This is a genomic window from Wolbachia endosymbiont (group A) of Pherbina coryleti, assembly GCF_964026875.1.
In the GTDB taxonomy this organism is placed as follows: Bacteria; Pseudomonadota; Alphaproteobacteria; order Rickettsiales; family Anaplasmataceae; genus Wolbachia; species Wolbachia pipientis.
Genome location: NZ_OZ034706.1, coordinates 671,237 through 695,006 on the forward strand (window position 1 = coordinate 671,237; position 23,770 = coordinate 695,006).

Consider the following 23,770-nt stretch of genomic DNA (forward strand, 5'->3'; position numbering starts at 1 on the left):
AAATAAAGGTATGAAAGAGATAGAATAATAAGGTATAAGTTCTCCCAGATATACTTTTAGTGAGAGAACCAATGAATAAAATAACTTGCTTATCAAAAAAGCTCAAAGAATTTTTTAATGAAAAAGCAGAGAAAATCTCAATTACAACAAGGTTTATAAAAAGAAAGAGAAAGCTAAAAGGTTCATCATTCGTAAAAGCCATGGTCTTGGGTAATATAGGAGTTGATAATTGTAGCGTAGAAACAATGTGTCAATTACTAAACGAGGACTCGATAGATATAACAAAACAAGGTTTGGATTTTAGATTTACTGAAGAAGCAGTGGAATTTATGAAAAGGATGTATAATGAATCTGTGATTCTCTTTAAAAATATCTTGCAAGTTGATTGCAAAATCTTACAGCAATTTAATAGTGTTAAATTATTGGACAGTAGCTATATTACTCTACCTAACAGTATGGAAGAGATGTATAAAGGTTATGGTACTAGCTACAGTGGCTATGAAAGCAATACTAAGTCTGGAATAAAGTTACAATTAGTTTTCGACTACATGAATCAGATAATAGACCAACTTAATTTAACGGAGGGGGTAAGATCAGACCAGGGATATAGGAAACATTTAAGTAATATATTAAGCAATGATTTGCTAATATCTGATCTCGGTTATTTTGTGCCAAGTTCTTTTAAACAAATCAATGAAATAGGAGCTTATTTCATAAGTCGTCGATACCAACATATATGATGTAGAAACAAATCAAAAAATGGAGTTATTAGAATGTTGAGAGGATAAGTTATTTTTAGAAAACGAGGTATTGTTAGGAAAAGAAGCAAAAATTAGAGTAAGAATTATATGTCAGAAACTAACTGAAGAACAGTCTATGGGCAGAAGAAGGAAAGCTAATAGATTAGCAAGATCGCAGATCCTCTAAAAGAAATCAAAAATTGTTGAACTGGTCAATATTTATAACTAATGTTCCAGAAAATAAAATTAGTGCTGAGCAAGTATTAACGATTTACAGAGTAAGGTGGCAAATTGAGTTATTATTTAAATTGTATAAAAGCCATATCAGGCTTGATAAGCTAAAAGGAAAGCCATGCAGAGTATTATGTGAACTATATGCTAAATTGTGCGCAATTCTTATATTTCACGGCATAGTTGGTTGCACAGAAGTGAAAAAGAATACAGAACTTAGCTTAACAAAGGCATTTATTGAGCTAAAAAGGCGGGTTAGAGAGTTATTTTTAGTATTAACCAAAATTAATAGTTTAAAAGCATTTCTTAAAAAACTCACTATAACTTGGTCGCGATTTTCATTAAAAGACAAACGTAGAAGGGCTAGAGTATCCACTTTAACCTCTCTAAATTTGCTCACAATCTCTTAACTTGACGCGTATGGTTGGTATCCTTGTGTGGAATATTATTTGCTCTTATTGTAATAGTAAAAGGTCCACAGCTTATAATTAGTGCGTTTTCTTTTCTCAAGAGTTTTGCATACGGTTAATCTTGAGCTATTAGCAAATTAGATATTCTATAGAAATACCATGGCAACCAGTGTGGAAGCAAATTCTTTTGTTTACTGTTTGTGTCTCAAAAGCATAAAAAAGTACGTACTGTTGTGAGAACAATTTAAACAAAAGCGGCGTTTTAAAAGTAAAAGCTTGGAATTTTTACAACAAAGTTAGGCAAAACAGTTCATATGTAGATTTAGCGAAAGTAAGCCAATATAGGTGATTTTAGCGTATAATAAAATCACCATATAAAAAAGTTCGTATGTATCGTTTGGAAGTCCAACGCATCCCAAAACAAACTCTTCTCTCATTAGCTGGTTTTGAGTTCTGGAAATGGTTATCTTACTTAAGATCTTAATAATACATTCTGCTAAATTAATACTAGTTTATTTTAGAATAATAACTAAGGTAGACTTATAAAAAACAGAATTTAAAATAAACAAAACGTCATGTATCTCTCATATTAAGAGGCTTTTGTTGAGAGTTATTCAAGTCTAAAAAAATTTTTCAAATTGAGGATTGACAAAACTTAGAAAAGGGATATCTTACTCGAAATGGTATCAAGTTACTATAGTGTATGTTAGACGTAACAGTTTCCATGTTTTTCCATTCATAGAGGGGTAATTATGCTGCGTTCAGATATTCCAAAAGTTTTGTTTTCGTCTATTAAAGAGGATGATCCCTATAGAGCATCTAAGCTTTTTCAAATTGAGCGCTGGTGTTATGCAAATTGGGACTTGCACAAAAGGGGTGGTAAAAAGAGGCACAATTTTCTTTCACAAGTGCTATCTAATGAGGATTGTTGGAAGAAAGTAGACAATTTACATAAAGTTAAACTTGATAGGCAGGTGATAGGTAAAAAGCTGATAATGCCAGGCAGTCCCTTTAGTAACCCTAGCTATGAAATTGCCTGTAGGTGCTGCTTAGAGGAAGATATTATTGCTTTATTTGAGGAAAGAAAAAAAAGATTATCAGCTCAAGGTAAAAGTAGTCTGTTGGAGTATGGTCACTTAGTTAAATCTTTAACAAGCGACCTTTTAACAGGTTTTTGGTCACATTTTGTTAGCGGTTACATCTCTAAACTAAATCTAGATGGTCGTCATCCATATGAATATGGACTTAAATGTGCTATAGATTTGAAACAAGCGGAAGCAGTAGAATTCTTCTGGAATAAAATAAAGTCATTACCTGAAGATGAAATGGGCTCACAGAAAAAGGATGAGATCTTCATGAAGACAGCAGTGTATGCAGCAGGTAGTCGTTGTAATAGTTATCCTGAAATATTCGAGTTTTGTTTTAGTCAAATAAGTCCTGATAAATATCCAGAACTTCTAAAAAGAGACTTAGCTGAAAATGGTTATTATGGTAGTTTGAATACACTACAGGGTGCACTTCGCTTTGATAAATTTCAGGAATTATTTGATTGTTTAAAGCCAAATGATGTTCCAGAAGATGATTATAATATCTGGTTAGACATGGAAATCAAAAAACATTCAGAGCCTTATGTAAGTGAAAGTGTAAAGCTTTTTATGCATATGTGGATGAAGGAAGGATTTGATAGCCATCGTGCTTTAGTGATAAGAGAGGAACTAGAGGATAAATCACCTCTTTTCTGTACAGTTTTATTAACACCTTTAGTAGAAAAGGGCTGTATGGAACCAGTATGGGCGTTATTAAATAAAGCTAATTCTGATCAGGTTAAAGAGTTTATGTGTTCTAAACAGGCAGGCTACATACGATCTATATTGGAAAAAAGAGATGCTGATTCATTGAATAAGTTTCTAGCATATAGAAAGTCTACAGATGAAGAGTTCACTAGCTTAACTGAAGTTGAATTAAGCAAAGCATGTGAGCAATTAGGGTTAGGCAATTAAGGTATTATAAGGCAATTCTATAAAGTAGGTGGTGGTTTCTTGTTACTACTTTAGCTTCTGTCAAAAAGATGTTGCATTGTAATACAAATGTTATATACACAAGTCAGCATGTAGGCAAAAATAGCTTTTATTATTGATATCTCTGATGGTTATACAATAAGCTTGGTATAGTGGGTTTAGTATAATATAATAAAGGGGGTTTATGTTCAAGATACAATATCCAACAGATCATCTAAAAAAAGAAGATATTAATTCAAAGATTACTGAATTATCGGATGAAGTGCAATATATAGAGCAAGCTAGAGAATTTTCTCAACTTAAGCGTTATCGGAGATCTGATGTTGATTCCGAAAGTGGAAGTCAGATTAAGAGAATCGATGTTCCAGGAGACGGTAGTTGCTTGTTTTGGTCTGTTACTATGGCTTACTTAATACCCGTCAGAAACGACGATGCTTTATTTCGACAAAGGTATGAAGTACTATTTGGAAATGATGGAACTGTAACCCAAAATTTAGATCATATTAGAGGTTTGGTTCGGAATTTAGGTGCTGCGAATTATGATGATACATTTGCAAATTTAGTAAGAAACTTATTTCGTAATCGAGTAGTTGATCACATAAGTTCTTATAGAAATGAGTTCAGAGATTTTGTTGAAGGTGATTTTGAGCGTTACTTGGAAAACATGAGGAACCCTGATACTTGGGGAGGTGAACCTGAAATAAGAGCAATGAGTGGAATGCTTAGCGCAACGATTAGTGTTTCTGGTGAAGTTGAGACTCAATATGGTAATGGGGATATTCAAATACAATTATTTCATGTTGGTGCACCAGGTAAACGAAACCATTATAATTTTGGTCTTGAAAGGAATATTATTGATAATGATAAAGAGCTTGCAAAAGGCTTAAAAAGAGTCATGGGTAAAGTAAGACCACAAGACTTTGAGTTAATACAGTTATTGATAGAGGAAGCAGATAAAGAAGTTGGTATAAGCCGGCAAGATGAGGATTTTAAATCTTTTGAACCGAGATTTCAGTCATTTGTGGATCAGATTCCATCTTATTTACACTCTGTAGAAAAAGCAGGGTTTTTTACACACTTCTTCCTAGGTAGTTTTTCTACTTTGTTGGATACAGAGATGGCAAAAAAGCTAGACATCAAGGAGATTTATTTTAGCTTTGACGGTGCAAAGACTTTGAAGGTAGCTATTATAAAAAATGGTGAAATGAAGAGTCAAAAAGATGTGATCGATAAAGTAAAATTATTTGTTATATCAGAAAGTGGTTCTCATTCTTACACTCAAGAGTTTGATCAAGGTGAATTGAAGGAGGTATTAGGCAAGCTTTACTCTCTTATTGAAAATAACCTAGATAAAATTAAAGTTAAATCAATAAAAATCATTAAAGATGCCGGTCATCAGGGAGAAATAGTTGTTGATGTGAAAGATAAAGGAGTAGACATAGAACATAATTCTGAAGTTCAATTTAAAAAAGTGAGAAAAGGGTTATGGAGGGATCCCGAAGTCGATATAGCGAAGCTAGCTATTTCCAATCAGCGAACAGTTAAAGCATCTTTAAGGAGAATTCTTGATAAGATTTACACAATTCACTCCGAATATGCAGACTCACTAATCTATGCTAGCAGAGCACGTGAAGCAGCACATCATGGATTTATGGTAGGCGTTTTCATGAATTTCCACTATAGGTATAATCTTAGAGTTTATCCAGAGCAATTTGCAGGAAGGGGTTATGCAGATATTATCCTGCTAGCTCGTGGTCCTGATCGTGCATTAAACTCTATTCCCATTATTATTGAATTAAAAGCAGGGGCAGGTCCTAATGCCACTCCAGATAAGGCTTTGCAACAAGCAGAGAGGTATGCACAAGGCTTCCAACCAAATGTTATGCGGGTTTTAACCACTGCGGACGAAATTTTATGTGTTGGTGTCAATCTTGATAGTTCATCTCCTATTTCTAATATCGGAGGGTCGAGCCGTGAGGGGAGAGTAATTCCTCTTTTTCAAGATATATTAAAGTCTGCTGATGATTGGGATACGCAAGAAATCTACACAAATGCGCTAAAAAAACGAATAAAAAATAATATGGAACGTATCTATCACACGTTTCCTGGTACACCGGAAAAGGGAGATAATCATTATTTTAGTAGGTTTTTACTAGGGCAATTGTTATTATTAAGTGAAGATTCAGGAACAAGTTTAAAAAAATACATTTTTATCTATGGAGGCAATATACCTACTGAAGTGCATCCTAATCTTCGTAGGCTTAGACGTCCAGCAGCTGAAAGAGCCAGAGAAAGACTATCGGCTAATCTTGATGCAAGCCATGCAGTTGTAACAATGGTGCTTATTCCAGAAAATACAGAGAAATTGGTTTATGTGATAAATATTATTGAAGCTAACAGAAAAGATGTTCTGAACATGCTAAATGAAGTACTCCCTCTTGATAGATTAAATAGAGAAATAGGGAATAGGGAAATAGTCGAATTAAATCTTAATTTTGATACTAGATACAAGTCAGATTTTAGAAGATATCTTACTATTTGGACTGAAAAATATAATTCTTTACAAGAGTACAACAACGGAGCTGAGAGATTTCAAGGTACTTTCAAAGAAGTTCCTTATCCTAATGAGTTAAAAGAAACATTTGATAAAGCACTAGATATCCAATCCTTATCAATAAAAGGATATAGTGGATTATTAGAAAAAATTGGAGAAGGAATATTCCCTTTTAAGAGTCTCGTTAATAAAGAAGCTCATTTCCAGGGAATATTGAATGGAGTATTTAGTTATTATAGCGACCTAAAATTACAAGAATCACCAGAAACTAGAGCATTAGTTTTAACTGAGTTTCAAACTGGTAGAGGGGAACGCATTGATATGCTAGTTCATGGTATTAAGTTTGTAGCTCAAGGTGGAAATGCTGAGGAGTACACTCCAATAGGATTAGAACTTAAGACATCAAGGCAGGGCAAAGGAGCTAAAGCTTTATTGAGGGAAGCAAATGATCAAATAAATGAAGAGTATAAAGAGGGCGTTACCTATAAAACACTCACAGATGGTGATGAGGTGAAATTTATCGGTGTTGTTTTCGATAAAGGATCTAATAATCCAAATAAACTTATTTTAACAAGTAGGACAGCTAAGGAAGGATTTATTCCTGTTGGTGTAGTTCATAGTTCAGTTCATATGTTACCTACTGTAGGGCAGTGTTCTAAAGGAGAAAAAAGAGAACCTTCATCACCAGAGTATCCACCAAGTAAAAAACCAAGAAGAGAAAGAAGTGTAAATATGGCCTGCAAGGATTCGTTTGATGAAGAAGAGATTACAGAAGAGGAAAAAGAACAACGTATCAAAGAGTTGTTTAATGCTGACAAGGTAGCAGAAAGAGTAAAGAATATTGAGTTTTATGATCAGCTTTTCAAGGTTTCTGAGCGAATATCTAGAGGTGAAACTATAGACCAAAATGTTGAAGAAGCATTTATCGCAAAAGTTAAAAATATAGATCTAAGTTCAATAGATCCAGAGATTAGGGATATTGTGAAGGAGATGAAGGACAACATAGAAAATAAAGAAGAAATGAAAAATATCCTGAGAAGGTCTGGAGTAGCAGAAAAAATAGGGAAAGTAGCAGAAGGTGCAGGTCTTGCCTTTACGGTATTTTTAGTTGGTAAACATATAGCAAATGGAGATGTAGAAGGGCTAGGTTATGATGCATTAAATCTCTGGGTAATGCCAAAGATTGGTGAAAAAATCTCTGGAAAAATGTTAGAGTTAGGAACAAAGCTTGATTCTCAGATGCTAAAGGGATTTGCTCCAGTTATGGGACGTGCTATAGGTAACTTTGCAGCATTTTTAGGGTTAGCGGAGTCGATAAAAGCAAGGGAAAATGCAACAGATCCTGTAGATGTAAAGATTGCTGACCTAAACATCGCAACTAATTCCATTTTTATAGCTGCAGATGTACCTGCAGTTGTTACTGAAACAATGTCGGCTATAGGTATGGAAGCTGGAGTAATAGGAGAATTTGCCGGTCCGGTTGGAGCTGCTATTTCAGTTGCTGTTATTATCATATCACAATTTGTAGAAGCAGAGCTTGAAGTAGAAAAGTTAACAGAACAAATGAGTCTTACAGATCAGGAAAAGCATGATCTTTATTGGGATTTCTTTCTTAGTAAAAAACTACCAGATTATATAGGAAATGATCTGCAAGCAGAAGAAATATATAAACAGTATATATCAAAGATCTTAGATCAATTTAAGGGTAGTTATGATAAAATAGCCATATCATTACCTTCTATACTTCTTACAGAAGAAAAATACCTTGATGGGTCTATTTTCAGGAGAAAAAGAGAGGTGATGCAATCAGATGATGCTTCTGCGTATTTGGGAATAACTCCTTGTTTCCGTCACACAAGAATAGTTGATAATAAATTTGATTTTCGATTGATAACACGTGTTTCAGATATCTCTCTCAATGTAAAGAGTGGTAACAACCATATTAGCAGGCTTCTTCCAAGTACAATGAAAAATTATAGTGCTATTTGTGGTCCTAAAGGGGATGATGTTGATCTAACAGTGATAAGTGAAAAAACCTTACAAAGAGTAGAAGGTGTGGCACAATGCGGTTACAGATCAGAGTATGAGAATATGGTATTGTCTACAACAGTGAAAAAAGTTTCTTTAAAAGAGTATCTGCCTGGTTGCCAGAATGCAATTATGTATAGTAAAAGCAGTTCTTCTAGGCTGCCTGCAAATATGTTGTTTTACATACCTAATAATGATGCTTTTATAAATGTGACTTCTAATTATACTATTGATGTTATTTTTAATGGTAAGAATATACTACTTAATAGTTATGGAATCGATAATCAGGGGTCTAGTGTACAGAACAGGTATTATTTTACAGATCAGTTAAGTAATTGTGATATTCATAAACAAGGAACAAATTTCTTCTACATAGCAAAGGATAATTTTGTATGTAATTTAGGTGGATCTTCTACTGGACAAAATAATATAGTTGTAACACGAGGTAATTTTGCAGATTCAGAGAATATACACTCTGTCATTGGAAGTAGCAAAGCTAATCATATAGAAGTTTCTCATGCAGGTTATGTAGACGGTAAAGGTGGAAATGATGTAATAACAGCAAAAAACTTTACTACAATAAAAGGTTATTTTGGTGACTCTATTCGTGGAAAAGGGTTGGTGTTATTGCCAATAAATTTTAGTGATATAGGTAGTATGACTCATGCTAATAATATAACAAATATCTACAATAAAAGTGGAGCTTTTATAAGTGTAGATAAACAAACATCAGTAAAAACAGCAGATGGTTTGTTTGTAACTCCAACAAAAGTAGACATTAATACTGATAGAGTAACAAATGTGCACATAACAAAATTAGATAATAAGTTGGATAATCTGCAAAAAATGGACAATTCAAACTTTAATATTACAAAGCAATTATTAAACACTAATTATCATGGTGTTGTAGGTAGTTCTAGTAATCATATTTTTTACCCTGATGAGGATCACCATAATTTTTACTGGAAAGCTCCAAGTAATATAAGCCATCTTTATCTTTTCGATAACAGAAACGCTAATATTATGATTGCTCAAGCAAATGGTATATTAGATTTTAGTCTACTAAATAGTACGTTAAATGATATGCCATTTATAGAAGATAATAAAGGAGAAATAAAGATTAACAAAAATGGCCTAAATATAACCCTGCTATCAAATTATAAAGATGTTACAGTTACATTTAATGGGGAAGAATATTACAAACTTCAGAATGGAGAATTAGAGCGAGATTATTGCTCTCATAGCTTAAAAGTAGATGGAAGATTTAGTGTTAATGGTACTAACCTTTTAAATCATCATAATTGTTTCACATTTGACTCAGAAAAAGTTCTTTTTTTGAAGCTAAATAATGATTTGCTATTGTTATCAGATAGAGGAGCATTATCAATATCGGATTACTATTCTTCTGTTCATAAAAACTGGGATTTATCCATAGAGTTGAGCGACAAAATTATGGAACCAGAAGAATTTGGAGAAAGAGCTGATGAATTTAGTTCTTTCAGATATTATAAGCCAGATGAGCAAGGGTTACAGATTTATCATAATCAACCTGTTAACAAGAATGATATTGGTTTAGTTGATTTGAAAGATAAGTCTATATTAGATTTCAATATGAGAGTTATAAATGATACCTTATTGCTATCACATAAAAATAACACTCTTGTAAAAGTAGAGAACTGGAATACTTATCAACCGGCAAGAGAAATGATGTTTGCTTTTAATGATGCAATAGTTTCTAACTCAAAGTGTATAGCTTCTATTTGTAACTCAGAAGATGTTATAGTGGAATTTAATAAAGAAAAAGCAATTCTATCTACAGAGCAACTGTTTGATGCTGTGAGACGAAATAATCTTAGTGAAGTTAAGAATCTTCTCAGTATGGGTGCAGATGTTAATATTAGAGATAGGCGTGGTTGGGCACCTTTGCACTATGCTTCTGATAACGATAATAAGCTTGATACATCCAGGGCAATTTTAAATCGAAATGCTAATATTGAGGCTAAAACTAATATTGGAGAAACACCGTTACATATAGCAAATGCTTATGGTCAATTGAAAATAATTGAGCTTCTTATAGATAAAAGGGCTAACATTGAAGCTAAAACTAATGATGGTTTAACACCTTTGCATGTGGCTATTCAGCACAATAATACTACACCTAAAATAATTGAATTTCTTATAGATAAAGGTGTTAACATTGAAGCTAAAATCAAAGATGACCAGACACCTTTACATCATGCAGTTTTCAAAGACAGGCTTGATATAGTTAGAGTACTTTCAAGTCGAGGGGCTAATATTGAAGCTAAAACTAGCGATGGAAAAACACCTTTAGACTTGGCTATTCAAGGGAATTATACAGACATAGTAGGATTTTTAAAACAAACAGAATTAGACAAAAAATTATTGACTGCCACAGAAAATGGAGATCTCTCTGAAGTCAAAAAATTTGTTGGTCAGGGTGCTAGTGTTAATGCTATAGAAGTGGGCATTTTTGGTAGGAAACCTATACACATTGCTGCTGAAAAGAATTACAAAGATATTATAGAGTTCCTTCTCGGTAAGGAGGTAAGCGTTGATGATACCAGTAACTATGGTTGGACACCGCTACATTATACAGCGTCGAAAGGCTGTTTAGAAGTTGCAAAGTTTCTCATTGACAAAGGGGCTAGTATTAATGCTCAAAACGTTTATGGCAGAGAGCCTATACACATTGCTGCTGAGCACGATAATAAAAATATTATAGAACTTCTTCTTAATAAAGGAGTAAGTGTTAATGAGGTTGACAAAGACGGCTGGATGTCTCTGCACTGGGCTTCTTGGAATGGCCATCTTAATATAATAGAATACCTGGTAGGTAAGGGAGCCAATGTCAATGCTAAAGATAGGAATGGTAAAACACCGCTAGATCTTGCTAGAGATAAAGGATATAATAATGTTGTAGAATACTTACAACAAACACAATTAGGTCTAGATAGGCAGTTGTTAACTGCAGTACAAGGTGGTAATCTTAATGAAGTTAAGGATTTTGTAGTTCGAGGCGCTAGCTTAGATACTCAAGATAGTAATAATGGTTGGACACCTATAATCTATGCCGCTCAGGGAAGTAAATGGGATGCGGTCAAGTTCCTTATAGCTCAGGGTGCCAAGTTTAATAATGAGATCACATATCAAGGAACACCCTTGCACTTTGCAGCTCAAGAAGGTAATTCAAATATGGTTCAATTTCTTCTTGACAAAGGTGCTAATATTGAGGCTCAAGATGCATACAATAGGAAACCTTTGCATATTGCTGTTGATGTAAACAGGTTGAATGTAGTAAATCTACTTCTTGACAGGGGTGCTAACTTAAAGGCTACAGACATGTACGGCAAGACATCCTTAGACCTAGCTATTCAAAAGGGTTACGAAGATATAGTAGAAGTTTTGAAACAAAAACAATTAAATCTAGATAAAGAATTATTAATTGCTGCAGAAAAAGGAGATCTTGAAAAAGTGAGAGAAAGTATCAGACGAGGTGCTAATGTTAATATTCAAGATAGGCAGGGTTGGACTCCTTTATTTTGGGCCATTCAAAAGAATAATTTTAATATAATTGAACTTCTTTTAGATAACAGTGCTGATATTAAGGTCAAAGATAATGAAGGTTGGACACCTCTTCATTGGGCTGTTCAATTGGGTTCATTAAATGTAGTTAAATATTTTGTTGAAAAGGGTGCTGATGTCAATGCTTTAACTGCTGACGGTAGAGCACCTCTAGATATTGCTAAAGATAAGGGGCACAATAAGATTGTGGAATATTTAGAAGAAAAGCTCAGTGAAGGAAGAGGAGGACGCAAACGCCGTCATCATCATGGAGATCATAGTCGTCATCACTTATCACGTAAACCTCTTGCTATAAATTCAAGTAATCAACCTGAAATAGCAGCAAGCAGTGGTATAAGACCATTTTCATGGATAAATTATTGTATTTCTTTGGTGAAAAGCTCTGTAGGTAGATTATTGAGTTCTCAATCTGAGGGGACTGCAAGTTCAGTATCACAATTTGATGGGCAATTTGCCAAAGCGTCGATAAGTAATAGTAGTCTCACAGGTACCACATTACCATCTGATGATACAGATAAAAGACAAAAAAATGGAGGTTTCTTTCGAGACAACGTCGATTATGTAAATGCAAATCTAAAACGAATGTGTGAAAGGCAAGCACCTGTTAAATTTAAGCCTAAGGGTAGAAATACAATATTAGAAATGGGAGATCACTATCTATCACAGGTTGACTTTAATGGTACAATAATTTTATTTGACTTATTGATTAGAAGATTTACAGGTCAGAAGTATATTTCTACAGTAGATCAGTCTATATCTCCACTAGAAGCACAGGGCTATGCACTCAATATTACAAAGGGATTTGAGAAAGTAGTAGAGCAAGCTGGATTAAAAAGTGGTGTATCAATGCATCGATTAAATATTGATTATATGGGAATGCAGAAAGATATTGTTAGAAAAGTCGTAAGAGGTCAATTTAATGAGATCTCAGGAGTTTTAAGCTCGTATTTAGAGAAAGCATGTCCTAGTAGAGAAGCAGGATGTCCTGGTAAATTAAGTTCTAAAAAGTTTGACAAGTTTATAGCTCAATTTAATAATGGGCTGCTAAGTCAATCAATAGAGCAGATATTACACAACGGAGATGGTAGATTAGAAGTTGATGGTGCAAAGCAAATGAATTTAGAGCCTCAAAGTTATTTAAGTAATGCTTCAGTTCACAGCTATTCAGAAGTATCAAATTGTCTTTCTGAGATAGGAGTAACCAAACTTGGAGGTAATCTCAATAGGTAGGTTATAATATAAGAGGTGGAGCTATAATATGCCAAGTAGTGGAAAATTTAAAGTGAGGGTAGCCAAAATAATTAGGGATACCAGACTAAGTTTGATGATCCCAATACTAAAATGGATGAAATAGGAATAAGAAATACAAGACTAGAATTGGTAAATAAGTGGTTAATGTGTTTTCCATATTGAACTTACAGCACGTAGCTTTGATATAGAAGTTTGGGTAATGTTATGATAGTAATTTATATAATTCTATGTGCAATCTTTATAGCCATTTTAGACAGTTCACTAGATTCTTAATTAGGGGATATGTCTAACTTAGGAAAGATTTTCATCAATGTTGAAGTGAATAAGTAGGGATATTATGTTTTTTCTTTGAGTTGTGAAATTTCAGAATGAGAGAGACCAGTAATTTGAGCTATAACATCTATAGAAACACCGGCCTTGAGCGAGTTTTTTGCTACTTCAATTTTACCTTCAATTTTACCTTTTTGATGGCCGATTTGGATGCCTTCATGTTTAGCATCATCAAGTTTTTGTTCCAAGATAGCAGCTTCTTTCTGTAAATCCATTACCCTTTCTTCATAAGCTAATAGGTCCTTCTCATTCCAATGGAACTTATCTAATTCATCATATGCTAGCTTTATTATTGGTGATTTTTCTGCTATTTTTCTTAAATCTTCATCAGTTGTTTCTTCTGCATATTTAAAGAAAAATAGCCAACGATCTACTACATTTTCTAGCTGCTCTTCTCTACTTTTGGGAAACTTTGGTAACTCAATGAAGATAAATTGAAAATCTTTTAAGTCATGCTCATTAGTTTTTTCATCTCTTATGGTATGGCTAGATATATAATCAAGCTTATCAGGAAATAAATTACAATTAGAAATAGCAATAAAGAAAACCTTCTTTAAATCAATGTACTTACCACCTTTATCAGCCTGCCTTGAGTAAGCCTTAGCAGCATATAATTGAGCCCGTTTTTCGAAGCCTTTATCACGAGCGAGTTGCATCTCAATCACGTATCTGGCCCCAGTGGAATCTCTGCACAGAACATCAACAATACTCTGCTTATCAGAGGCAATTTCAGGGTCCATAATGGTGCTAAGGAATTCAACTTCTTGTATAGTATTTATTTCAGTAAACCCCAAAATATCATTCAAAAAGTGAATAAGGATATTCTTATTTTTTTCAGTACCGAATATTTTCTTAAATGTTAAATCAAGCTTAGGATCTAAAAATTTTGAAAGAGCCATAGGGAATCGACTTAAAAAGCATTAATAATTATACACAATTGTGAAGAAATATTCAACGTTTTTGTGCTAAAGTCTATTAAAGTTAGCTAAATTTCAAGAGTTGGCAAAAAACTACCTTCATAGATGACCATAGAATGCTACTGCGCACCTTAGCTGTTTATTTTATCATCTTTTACAACTCCCTCCATAAACCCCAGCAAATGAATTCATGAGCTATAAAGAGCTTTAAAAACACTTATTTTGGGTGTGAGAGATTAACCTCCTAATAAAAATACAAGCCCAAAAGCTCAATTACGATTTACCTAATATCGTGAGGACAGGTTCATTAATCTCCCACACCTTTACATGATAAAGATCTTGAAACTTAGTGTCAACATTTCAGTAGCAAATTTATGTTAAATCTATATCCTGTCAATATGGACAAAAAGAAGGTTATAATATATACAGATGGATGGAAATCCGGGGCCTGGTGGATGGGCAGCCGTGGTGATGTATGAAAATAAAAGTATCTTTATCAAAAAACGCATCTCTGGAGGTGAAGAAAACACAACGAATAACAAAATGGAGTTAAAGGCTGTGATTAACGGGCTAAAGATGTTGAAAGTTTCTTGCAAAGTTGTTTTACACACTGATAGTCAGTATATTAAACAAGGTATAACAGAGTGGATCAACAAGTGGAAAACAAATGGTTGGAAGACAGCTGATAAAAAGCCAGTAAAGAACAAGGAATTATGGAAGGAATTGAATGAAATTGTCTTGCAGCATGATATTAACTGGAAGTGGGTTAAGGCTCACAGTGGTAATACCTATAATAAAGAAGCAGATAGACTTGCTAGAAAGAAATCTAAAAAGCTAAAATATAGAGATTGTGAGATCAAGAAATCACAAAAAAATAGAGGGAGCTCTAAGTTTTATAGATTGGAGGGAGTGTTATGGCAATAATTCTTTTAGACACAAAAACTATAAATCGTATAGCAGCGGGAGAGGTAATAGAAAGGCCAGCGAGTGTAGTAAAGGAATTAGTAGAAAATGCAATAGATGCTGGAAGTTCAGAGATAGAGATCAAAATAGAAAGTGGTGGGCGTAATCTTATAACTGTAACAGACGATGGAAATGGAATAGAAAAGGAAGATTTGGAACTTGCGTTTATGCGCCACGCTACTTCAAAATTAAGCGATAGTGAGTTAATAGAAATCAAACATCTTGGCTTTAGAGGAGAAGCTTTGCCTTCAATTGCAGCAGTAAGTAGAATGAAATTATCGTCTAAGGCAAGTGGAGCAAAGGAAGCATGGTCTATAAGATATGAGGGAGGAGAAAAAATAAGAGAGATTACCCCTTGTTCTTTGTTGCAAGGTACATATATTGAAGTTCGTGACTTATTTTTTGCTACACCAAATAGACTAAAGTTTCTAAAAACCGAAAGGGCAGAAACACAAAGTATTGTTGATATTGTGAATAACTTAGCGATGATTAATTATAGTATTGGGTTTACTCTCACTTCTGGTAATAAAAAGCTCTTAAAATATGTTAAGCAAACTTCGCTGTTCAACAGATTATGTGAAATAGAAGAAGAATTTCAAAGCAATTCACTGGAAGTTAAAGAGGAAGAAGAAGGCATCAAACTTAAGGGACACATCTGTAAACCTAATGTCAATCGTGGCAACTCAACTCAAATTTATACGTTTGTTAATGGAAGGCCAATAAAAGAGAATCTACTTGTTGGTGTAATTAGATATGCGTATCACGATTTTATTCCAAACAATAGGTATCCTTTTGCAGTGTTGCATTTAGAAGTACCATATGACCAAGTAGATGTAAATGTGCATCCAAATAAATCGGAAGTAAGATTTCAGAATAAAAGGCTAATATATGAAATAGTGAGAAGAGGGATAATAAAAACACTATCAACGAGATTTGCAGCGGGTGATCAAGGTATTGAAGAGGAGCTAATTTTTAATGATAGTAAAAGCCAAGAGCAGGTTGATAGTCAAGAGAAAAAAGATCAAAAAGAATTTTATGAAAAGAGGCCAAGTCTTTTAGAAAATCATTTAATGAAAGAATTCAATGCACCAGATGAAAGAAGGCAAAGCTTACCAGAAACGTTTAAATATGGAGAATCTCCAACCCAAAAGGGAACGATGGTTCTAGAAAAGAAGCAAATTGATTTGATAGAGGATCACCCTCTAGGATATGCACGCTGTCAGGTCTACAATACTTACATTATTGCTGAGGCTGGAGATAGGCTGATTATAGTAGATCAACATGCAGCCTATGAGAGATTGATATACGAGTGCTTAACAAGCATAAAAAGACAAAAACTTCTCATTCCTGAAATAGTTGAAATTAAAAACCAAGCTGGAATGGAGATGGTTAAAACTTATAAAGATAAGCTTTTTGAAATGGGTTTTGGTATTGAAATAGAATCAGAAGATAAAGTAAGGGTAAAAGAAATACCTGCAATCTTGGGAACAATAGATATAAAAGAGATGCTAGTTGATATAGTAGATAAGTTAATGGAAATAGAAGATACGCTACCAATAGAGGATAAGGTGAACAAAATATCATCCATAATCGCTTGCCACGGAGCAGGAAGAAAAATGAAATTGGAAGAGATGAATGAGATACTAAGACAAATTGAGAAAACTCCATATTCTGATCACGGAAGACCAACGTATATAGAAATGAAACTAAGTGATATAGAAAAATTGTTTGAAAGGAGATGAGTTCAGTTTGTCAAAAAGGTTGCCAATTAAGTATACGTAACAGCTCTTCTGGTTATGGAGTATAAAATGTGAAAAAAGAGAATAAATGCTCTAATTTTTTAGATTACAAAGTAATAGGACAGGAAGTAAGAAATCGTAGATTAGCAAAGGGCTATACTCAAAAAGATTTAGCAAAAAAAATCGATACAACATATCAGGTAATACTGCAATATGAAAAAGGAACACGCAGAATTTCAATTAAGAAGTTATATGAATTAGCAGAAGCATTATCAACAACTGCTAGAGATCTAGCTTGCGGACAAGAAGTATCAAATGAGGAAAAGTACGAGGGAGAAGAGGTATTAAATCTAGTAAGAAGACATAAAGAGATTAAGGATCAAGAATTACGTGAAACGTTTTATTTATTAACCAAATTCATCCGTATTAGTGAGGAAGAAAGTGGAAAGGCAGTAAAAGTAGAGGTGGCAAAGGGTTTAGTTAAGGAAGGAGTTTCTGCTCATGTTATCTCTCGAACAACCAATTTATCTATTGATGAATATGATAATGATGAGAAAAAAATTTCTATTCCGTATAAAGTAGGTCAAAGAATAAAAGAATGGAGGTTGAGAAGAGGATACACTCAGGAAGATTTAGCAAGTAAAGTGGGTATAATAAATCAAAGAATATATGAATATGAACAAGGACGAGCTGCTGTTTCACTTGAAATGTTAGATGAAATAGCAAAGGTACTATCAATTAGTATTACAGACCTACTTCCAGAAACAACAGAAAATGAGAATAGTGAAGCAGAGCTATCAAAGTTAATAGAAGAATACAAAAAGATTAAAAGCCAAGAACTACGTAATGTACTAATAAAATCTCTGTTTGAAAGTATACAAGTTTGCAAAGAGAAAGTGGAGAGAGTAGAAAGGATGAAAATTGCAAAGAATTTAGTTAAGGAAGGAATTTCTATCAATATTATTTTAAAAACAGTAGGCATCTCTTTAGACGAAATTCAACAAATTTAAAATAAAAAATCAGTATCTATTAATATCTTTACTTTTTGATGAAAAAATAAGTAAAAAAGATTGAAAAATTGATTTGACTTCACTCAAAAGCTATGGCCTTATGCCAAGACTGCTAAAAAATGGCAGTAAATATATAAAAACATTTTGTTATTAGTGAAGGGTAATTTTTATGAATAATAAGAAAGATCGTAGAGAAGAAATAGAATTCAGAGCATTAGAAAGCAACGGTAAAGCTCTACTTGATCGTGAAGTAATAGAAACGTTTCTAAGTGCAGTGCATGACAGGGAAGAAGCTCGAATTATTGCTAGAAAGCTAATAGATAGTTTTGGAATAGGAGGAGTTTTAGGCCAGGAAATAGATGACTTGAAAACTATAGAAGGGATAACTGACTCTACAGTAGCAGTAATTTTATGCCTAAAGGAAGCTGCAAAGAGAGTACCAAGAGAAGAGTTAAAGAAAGGACCTGTAATGGATAACTTGGAAACCATAGTAAAATATTTAAGGGTGAGTATTGGTTATTCGGAGGAGGAAAAGATGAAAATAATATATTTTGATCAAAAGTGCCATTTAAAGGGGGAAGAAGTGTTCACTGGTACAGTGGATAAGGTACCTTTTTACATAAGAGAAGTAACAAGAAAGGCATTAATAAGGAAAGCGACGTCAATAATAATATCGCATAACCACCCAGAAGGAAGGTTAAAGCCATCTGATGAGGATGAAGCTGTAACTAAAGACTTGGCTAAAGCTTGTCAGACTATAGGGATTAGGTTACTGGATCACATTATCATTACAAGTGTTGGATATTTTAGTTTTAAAGAGCAAGGACTGTTATAAAGCAGATGTTTGAAGTAGATGAAGAGTCTTACTTTTCATGAGTTATTTAGCTACTTGAATGAAGAAAGTATTTGCAAATACATTAATTCTTGTTTATAATTAATGAGAAAGTATATATTAAATTAATTATAAAGTAATAAAGTCGGTTATAGACTTAGTAAAATATATTTAATAGCGGAGGCTAATATGAGTAATAAAATAATTGTACCTTTTGATGATCAAGAAGGAGGTACTTACGAGTTAAACATTGATCTTGATAGATTATCAAAAGGTGAGGTGTTAAATGCGATTATAGGAATTGGTCGTACTAAGGAGCAATCCACCTTTGTAAGCAAAATTAATAAGGCTAAAAAGCCTGAGGAAATAGCACCTTTCCCTGGTAGAGAAGTTCGCGAAAACAAAATCAACTGTGGGAAAGGATTTGACTATGTTTATGGCACAAAACCTGCAAGTGATCAAGAAGATAAAAATCCATTTACCTCTGCCTTGCAAAAAATAAAGCCAAGTATAAGCGAAAGTGAAAAGTTGAGCTGGTTTAAGAGTGGAGTGGTAAAAGCAAAAACCCCAAAAGAGATGAACAAAGTTATAGATGAAGTAATAGGTGATGGAACAAGGCTAAATGCATGTAATGATGGGGAATGGAGTTTCTCAGAGTATGTAGTATTAGGTACACATTTTCATAAATTTGATAAGGTTGATCGTAAAAAGGTAATACGTAAATTAATGTTAAGCGGTGCAGAGTTTCATGATACTCTACTACAGAATAAACTGATAGGTGAAATCTATGATGAGCTACAACCAGAAGTTCAGCCACAGATAGATAAGCAACTAGAAGAACTAGAAAAAGCTGGCGAAAGTGCTGTTCAAGAAGGATCCTTAATAGATCTCGAGATAGACAATACAACATCATATATAGAATTTTCTGATAATAGCAAGGTAGAGGTAGCCAAAATACTGGAAGCAAACAGAAAGTTAGGAAGTAATATTTTAAAAATTGGTAATGATGCAGTTGAGGTTAAAAGCGAGAAGGGAGGTATAAGAAACTATATCGATATGTCAGATGAAAGCTCTATTATATTACAATTTCCTACAAGCATTGGTCAGCTAAATATTATATTGTACCACGATGTAAAAAAATATGATCAAGTACAAGTCAGAGTAGAAAACAAGGAAATGTGGGCTGAGTTACAAAAAAGAGGCGAAGAAATAGGAAAAAACTGCCTTTTTGGGGGAGTGAAACTTCAAGAAGCAGTAGAGAAAGGTAATTTCACTAGATGTGGCATATGGAATGAAAAGTATGCTATAAAAGAGATTAGCAATGATGAAGTATTGTCTTCATGGGTAAATAGGGTATGTGGAGGTAGTAAAGAAACCTTTAGGGAACTTTAATTCATTTATTTTAAGGTTCCAGAGTTTACTGGAGCCTTTGAGCTATAGTAGAAAATATTATATATATGGTTTTTTGCGTGGAAAAAAGTCTAGATTATGAAGTAGGACAAAAAGTAAAAAGTTGGAGGTTAGAGCGAGGTTATACTCAGAAGGGTTTAGCTGAGAAAATTGGTGTAAAGTACTGGGTAATACTGCAATATGAGAAAGGGAACCGTAAAATTCCAATTAAGAAGTTATATGCTATAGCAGAAGCATTATCAGTAAATGTTAAAGGTCTAGTTTGTGGAGAGACGCTACCAAATGAAAAAAGATATTTTGAAGATAAAGAAATATTAAATTTAGTAAAGGGGTATAAGGATAAAGAATTAAGCGAGGTATTTTATTTATTAACCAAATTTATTCGTTTGAGTGAGGAAAGAAGCAGAAAAGCGGTAAAAATGGAAGTAGCAAGGGGTTTGATGAAAGTAGGAGTTTCTGCTCATGTTATCTCTCGAACAACTAACTTATCTATTGGTGAGTATGAGGAGAACAAAATTCCCATTCCATACAAAGTAGGGCAAAGGATAAAAGAGTGGAGATTGATACGAGGATATACTCAAAAAGATTTAGCGAATAAAGTTGGCATAACAAATCAAGGAATATACGAATATGAACAAGGGCGAGCTGCTGTCTCACTTGAAATGTTAGATGAAATAGCAAAGGTATTATCAATCAGTATCATAGATCTACTTCCCGAATCAGATGAGGATAGTGAAGCGGAAGAAAAGCTATCAAACTTGATAGAAGAATACAAAAAGATTGAGAGTCGGGAATTACGCGATATGCTAATCAAGTCTTTATTTAAAAGTATACATGTTTGTAGAGAAAAGGTCAGAGAGGAAAAGAAGATTGAAGTTGCAAGGAATTTAGTGAAAGAAGGAATTTCTGTTGATATTATCTTGCAAACGACAGGCTTATCAAATTATATGATTGAGAAATTTTTGTGATTTCATAAAAACTTAGCCAATGGTGGATTTTTTTGTGATAGAATATATGTTTGCTTCTGTAGGAAAAACAGCTTTTAGAGGATTTATCTATGATAATTCAGAGCATATTGGCTCAGCAAGCTACGAGCTGGGGAAAAAAATAGAAGGTTGTAGGATAGTACAAGGGTATACTCAGGCAAAATTAGCAAGCAAAATTGGTTTAACACATAAGGAAATACATAACTTTGAACTAGGGTGCAAGGCTATTACAATCAAAGAATCGTATATAATAGCAGGAGCATTGTCAGTTAATGTTATAGATCTACTTCCAGGACCAACAGTACTAAGAGAAAACAGTTGGTATGAAGATGAGGATAAAGAAATAGTCTATCTAACAAAAATACATAGAGAAATTAAGGATCAGGAATTACGAAAGAAACTGTATCCATTAGTAAGGTTTGTATATATTAGCGAAAAAATTAGTCAAGAAGAAGCGAAAATAGAAGTAGCAAAGAATCTAGTGAAAGAAGGAGTTTCAGTTGATATTATTTCCCAAGTGACTCGCTTATCTACTTATGAGTATGATGATATAGAGAAAGAAATTTGTACTGATTCTATACTCTACAAAGTGGGGAAAAGGATAAAAGAGCAGAGATTAATACGGGAATACACTCAGGAGGACTTGGCAAATAAAATAGGTTCAACACCTAAAGAAATACACGACTATGAACGAGGATATACAGACATTCCAATTGAAATATTATATAAGATAGCAAAGACATTATCAGTTAACATTAAAGCTCTTGGACTAACAGAATATGAAAATGAGCCAGTTTTGAGGTTTGTAGGTAAATGCGAAAAAATTGAGGATCAAGAATTACTGGATACGGTAGCCAGATCTTTATCTGAAGGAATGCAAACTGGTAAAGAAAAGGTTAAAAAAGCAGAGAAAATCAAGATTGCAAAAGATCTAGTTAAGGAAGGTGTTGCTATTGATATTATTGTGCGAGCAAGTGGCCTAACTGCTGATGAGTGTGAAAATTGAATTGTGTTAAACAATATATTAAGATGTAAGTAAAGATAGTTATATATTTAATATTTCTATACAGAATTTTTCTATCACTTTCTGATTGTCCTCTATCATTGCCTTTGCCTCCTGTTGAAGAAATTTGATATTTTTTGATGTAATGTTATCCATGTCAGCCGACGCTAGCTTCAATTGCGATTGTATTCTTACGTATCTATTGCCTATTACTTGATTCATCTGATAATTTACGCAGTCCAATCCAGAGGCAAACATCACATTTAACAAAGGTTTTATCCAGCCTATTTTTCCAAATCTCTTTGAATTGGCATACTCTATGCTTCTGTCTGTTCTTCCAGTACCTATCGATAACAGTAGAATATCATCATTTGGAAATAACCTCTTACCACTTGCATATGCACAAGCCGCTGGATTATTGGCAAACACCCCACCATCCACTAATACTCTGTTTATCTGGTTAATTTTTAGATGTTTTGGTATGAAATAAGTAGGTGCAGCCGTTGCAGCTCTGAGTGCATCTTTCAGCTTAATATTACCTTCTTTCCAGCTTTTGAAGAAAAATGGGCAGTTATTGTGAATATCGTAACTCGTAATCAACACATCACTTAAAGTGTTTTTAAGGATATCATCGCCAAAATATTTATCCAGTACAAATTCAATATTTTTATGTGGGTATTGTGTGCAATTAAGCCAAGAAAATATTGATCTTCTCAAAAATGAAGATTTAAAAATATATGACCCGTATTTTTGGTAAAGCTCGACTAAATCATTGGCTGAATATTGAGGGTTTCCTTGTTTATCTTTTTTACATAATCCTGCTATAACAATTCCACCGGTTGAGGTTCCTGCCACTAAATCAAAGATTTCAGCTATCGGTTTCCTTGCCCTCTTTTCTATTTCTGCTAGTATAATGGCTGGTATGATGCCTCTTATGCCTCCGCCGTCAACTGAAAGGATGTATTTTGCCATGGTTAGGTATTTATTGATTTTATTAACTTGTTCGCTTTTATCGGGATGTGTTTCCTGCCCAAAAGCCACAGTCTGCTTCACGCCTGGAGAAAATTGCACCAACCTAATAATTGATTCCGTAGACTATGCTAAAAAATCTGTGTTGGTTCAGGCATACCAATTTACCTCAAAGCCTATTGCTGAATCCTTGGTTCAAGCTAAAAAGCGTGGAGTTGATATTAAGGTTATTCTAGATGAATCACAAACTAGTTCAAAACATAGTGTAATTAACGAATTATTTGAGCACAAAATCCCGATATGGATTGACTTTAAACCAGCGATTGCTCATAGTAAAATAATGATTATTGATGATAACAAAATAATAACTGGCTCTTTTAATTTCACCTATGCAGCTGAATCAAGAAATGCTGAGAATCTACTGATTATAACAGGGGATCCTCAATTAGTTGAGCAATACATCGAAAACTGGAAGGATCGTCAATCTCAATCTGATCCTTATACACCAAAAGTAGAAGAATAATTACTTTAAATCAGCTTTAAGTTCATCCAATTCCTCAGAAAGATTTTTTACCCTTTCCTCAAGTACTAACACTTTTTCCATTAAACCATATTCAATGAGTTTATCGTGAAATTGTACCCTTGAGTCTAGCTTGGATAACCACCATATCAATGCTACGGTTTGGATTAATATGGTAATAATTACCGTAATTGGGATTTTTTGCTTTTTCATGTGAAAATATTAACTTGTTATGGATAGTTTTAGAAATTTATGT

General features: G+C 33.7%; 12 protein-coding genes and 2 pseudogenes. 11 read left to right on the top strand and 3 right to left on the bottom strand.

All coding sequences use genetic code 11. The features are described from left to right. The first annotated feature begins 71 nt into the window (after positions 1–71). The 3 genes and pseudogenes from AAGD87_RS03410 (at position 72) to AAGD87_RS03425 (ending at position 12,814) form a co-directional block, all read left to right on the top strand. Positions 72–1,381, top strand: a pseudogene (locus AAGD87_RS03410) (IS4 family transposase). Between the two features lie 752 nt (positions 1,382–2,133). Continuing rightward, complete coding sequence (locus AAGD87_RS03420; protein ID WP_264686106.1) at positions 2,134–3,381, top strand: hypothetical protein; 1,248 nt, start codon at positions 2,134–2,136, stop codon at positions 3,379–3,381. Positions 3,382–3,583: 202 nt separating this feature from the next. Beyond that, complete coding sequence (locus AAGD87_RS03425) at positions 3,584–12,814, top strand: ankyrin repeat domain-containing protein (protein ID WP_265024828.1); 9,231 nt, start codon at positions 3,584–3,586, stop codon at positions 12,812–12,814. A 356-nt stretch (positions 12,815–13,170) separates the two neighbouring features. On the opposite strand, the gene AAGD87_RS03430 is transcribed toward AAGD87_RS03425, so the two are convergent. Next, positions 13,171–14,064 (bottom strand): Rpn family recombination-promoting nuclease/putative transposase, encoded by an 894-nt coding sequence (locus AAGD87_RS03430; protein ID WP_264686103.1) that lies wholly within the window; start codon positions 14,062–14,064, stop codon positions 13,171–13,173. Between the two features lie 416 nt (positions 14,065–14,480). Between AAGD87_RS03430 and rnhA the strand changes: the two are divergent. The 7 genes and pseudogenes from rnhA to AAGD87_RS03465 all read left to right on the top strand — a co-directional run. Further along, positions 14,481–14,904 (top strand): annotated as a pseudogene (gene rnhA / locus AAGD87_RS03435) (ribonuclease HI); the annotation flags it as partial. A gap of 92 nt (positions 14,905–14,996) precedes the next feature. Continuing rightward, on the top strand, positions 14,997–16,787 hold the full coding sequence (mutL, locus tag AAGD87_RS03440) for a DNA mismatch repair endonuclease MutL (RefSeq protein ID WP_264377091.1): 1,791 nt from the start codon (positions 14,997–14,999) through the stop codon (positions 16,785–16,787). A gap of 68 nt (positions 16,788–16,855) precedes the next feature. After that, the gene (locus AAGD87_RS03445; RefSeq protein ID WP_264377092.1) at positions 16,856–17,794 is read left to right on the top strand and encodes a helix-turn-helix domain-containing protein; all 939 of its coding nucleotides are present in this window, start codon (positions 16,856–16,858) and stop codon (positions 17,792–17,794) included. A 169-nt stretch (positions 17,795–17,963) separates the two neighbouring features. Further along, a complete protein-coding gene (locus tag AAGD87_RS03450; RefSeq protein ID WP_264377377.1) occupies positions 17,964–18,629 on the top strand; it encodes a RadC family protein in 666 nt (221 codons plus the stop codon). A 186-nt stretch (positions 18,630–18,815) separates the two neighbouring features. Beyond that, the gene (locus AAGD87_RS03455) at positions 18,816–20,018 is read left to right on the top strand and encodes a hypothetical protein (RefSeq protein WP_264377094.1); all 1,203 of its coding nucleotides are present in this window, start codon (positions 18,816–18,818) and stop codon (positions 20,016–20,018) included. Between the two features lie 65 nt (positions 20,019–20,083). Continuing rightward, complete coding sequence (locus AAGD87_RS03460) at positions 20,084–21,004, top strand: helix-turn-helix domain-containing protein (protein WP_264686027.1); 921 nt, start codon at positions 20,084–20,086, stop codon at positions 21,002–21,004. A 46-nt stretch (positions 21,005–21,050) separates the two neighbouring features. Then, on the top strand, positions 21,051–22,028 hold the full coding sequence (locus tag AAGD87_RS03465; protein WP_264686056.1) for a helix-turn-helix domain-containing protein: 978 nt from the start codon (positions 21,051–21,053) through the stop codon (positions 22,026–22,028). A gap of 39 nt (positions 22,029–22,067) precedes the next feature. Here the strand turns inward: AAGD87_RS03465 and AAGD87_RS03470 are convergent, their stop codons facing one another. After that, complete coding sequence (locus tag AAGD87_RS03470; RefSeq protein WP_264377097.1) at positions 22,068–22,997, bottom strand: patatin-like phospholipase family protein; 930 nt, start codon at positions 22,995–22,997, stop codon at positions 22,068–22,070. Between AAGD87_RS03470 and AAGD87_RS03475 the strand changes: the two genes are divergently transcribed. Then, positions 22,960–23,517 (top strand): phospholipase D family protein, encoded by a 558-nt coding sequence (locus tag AAGD87_RS03475; RefSeq protein WP_410541887.1) that lies wholly within the window; start codon positions 22,960–22,962, stop codon positions 23,515–23,517. The two genes, AAGD87_RS03470 and AAGD87_RS03475, sit on opposite strands and share 38 nt — an antisense overlap. On the opposite strand, the gene AAGD87_RS03480 is transcribed toward AAGD87_RS03475, so the two are convergent. After that, the gene (locus tag AAGD87_RS03480; protein WP_262986488.1) at positions 23,518–23,727 is read right to left on the bottom strand and encodes a hypothetical protein; all 210 of its coding nucleotides are present in this window, start codon (positions 23,725–23,727) and stop codon (positions 23,518–23,520) included. Between the last annotated feature and the right edge of the window lie 43 nt (positions 23,728–23,770).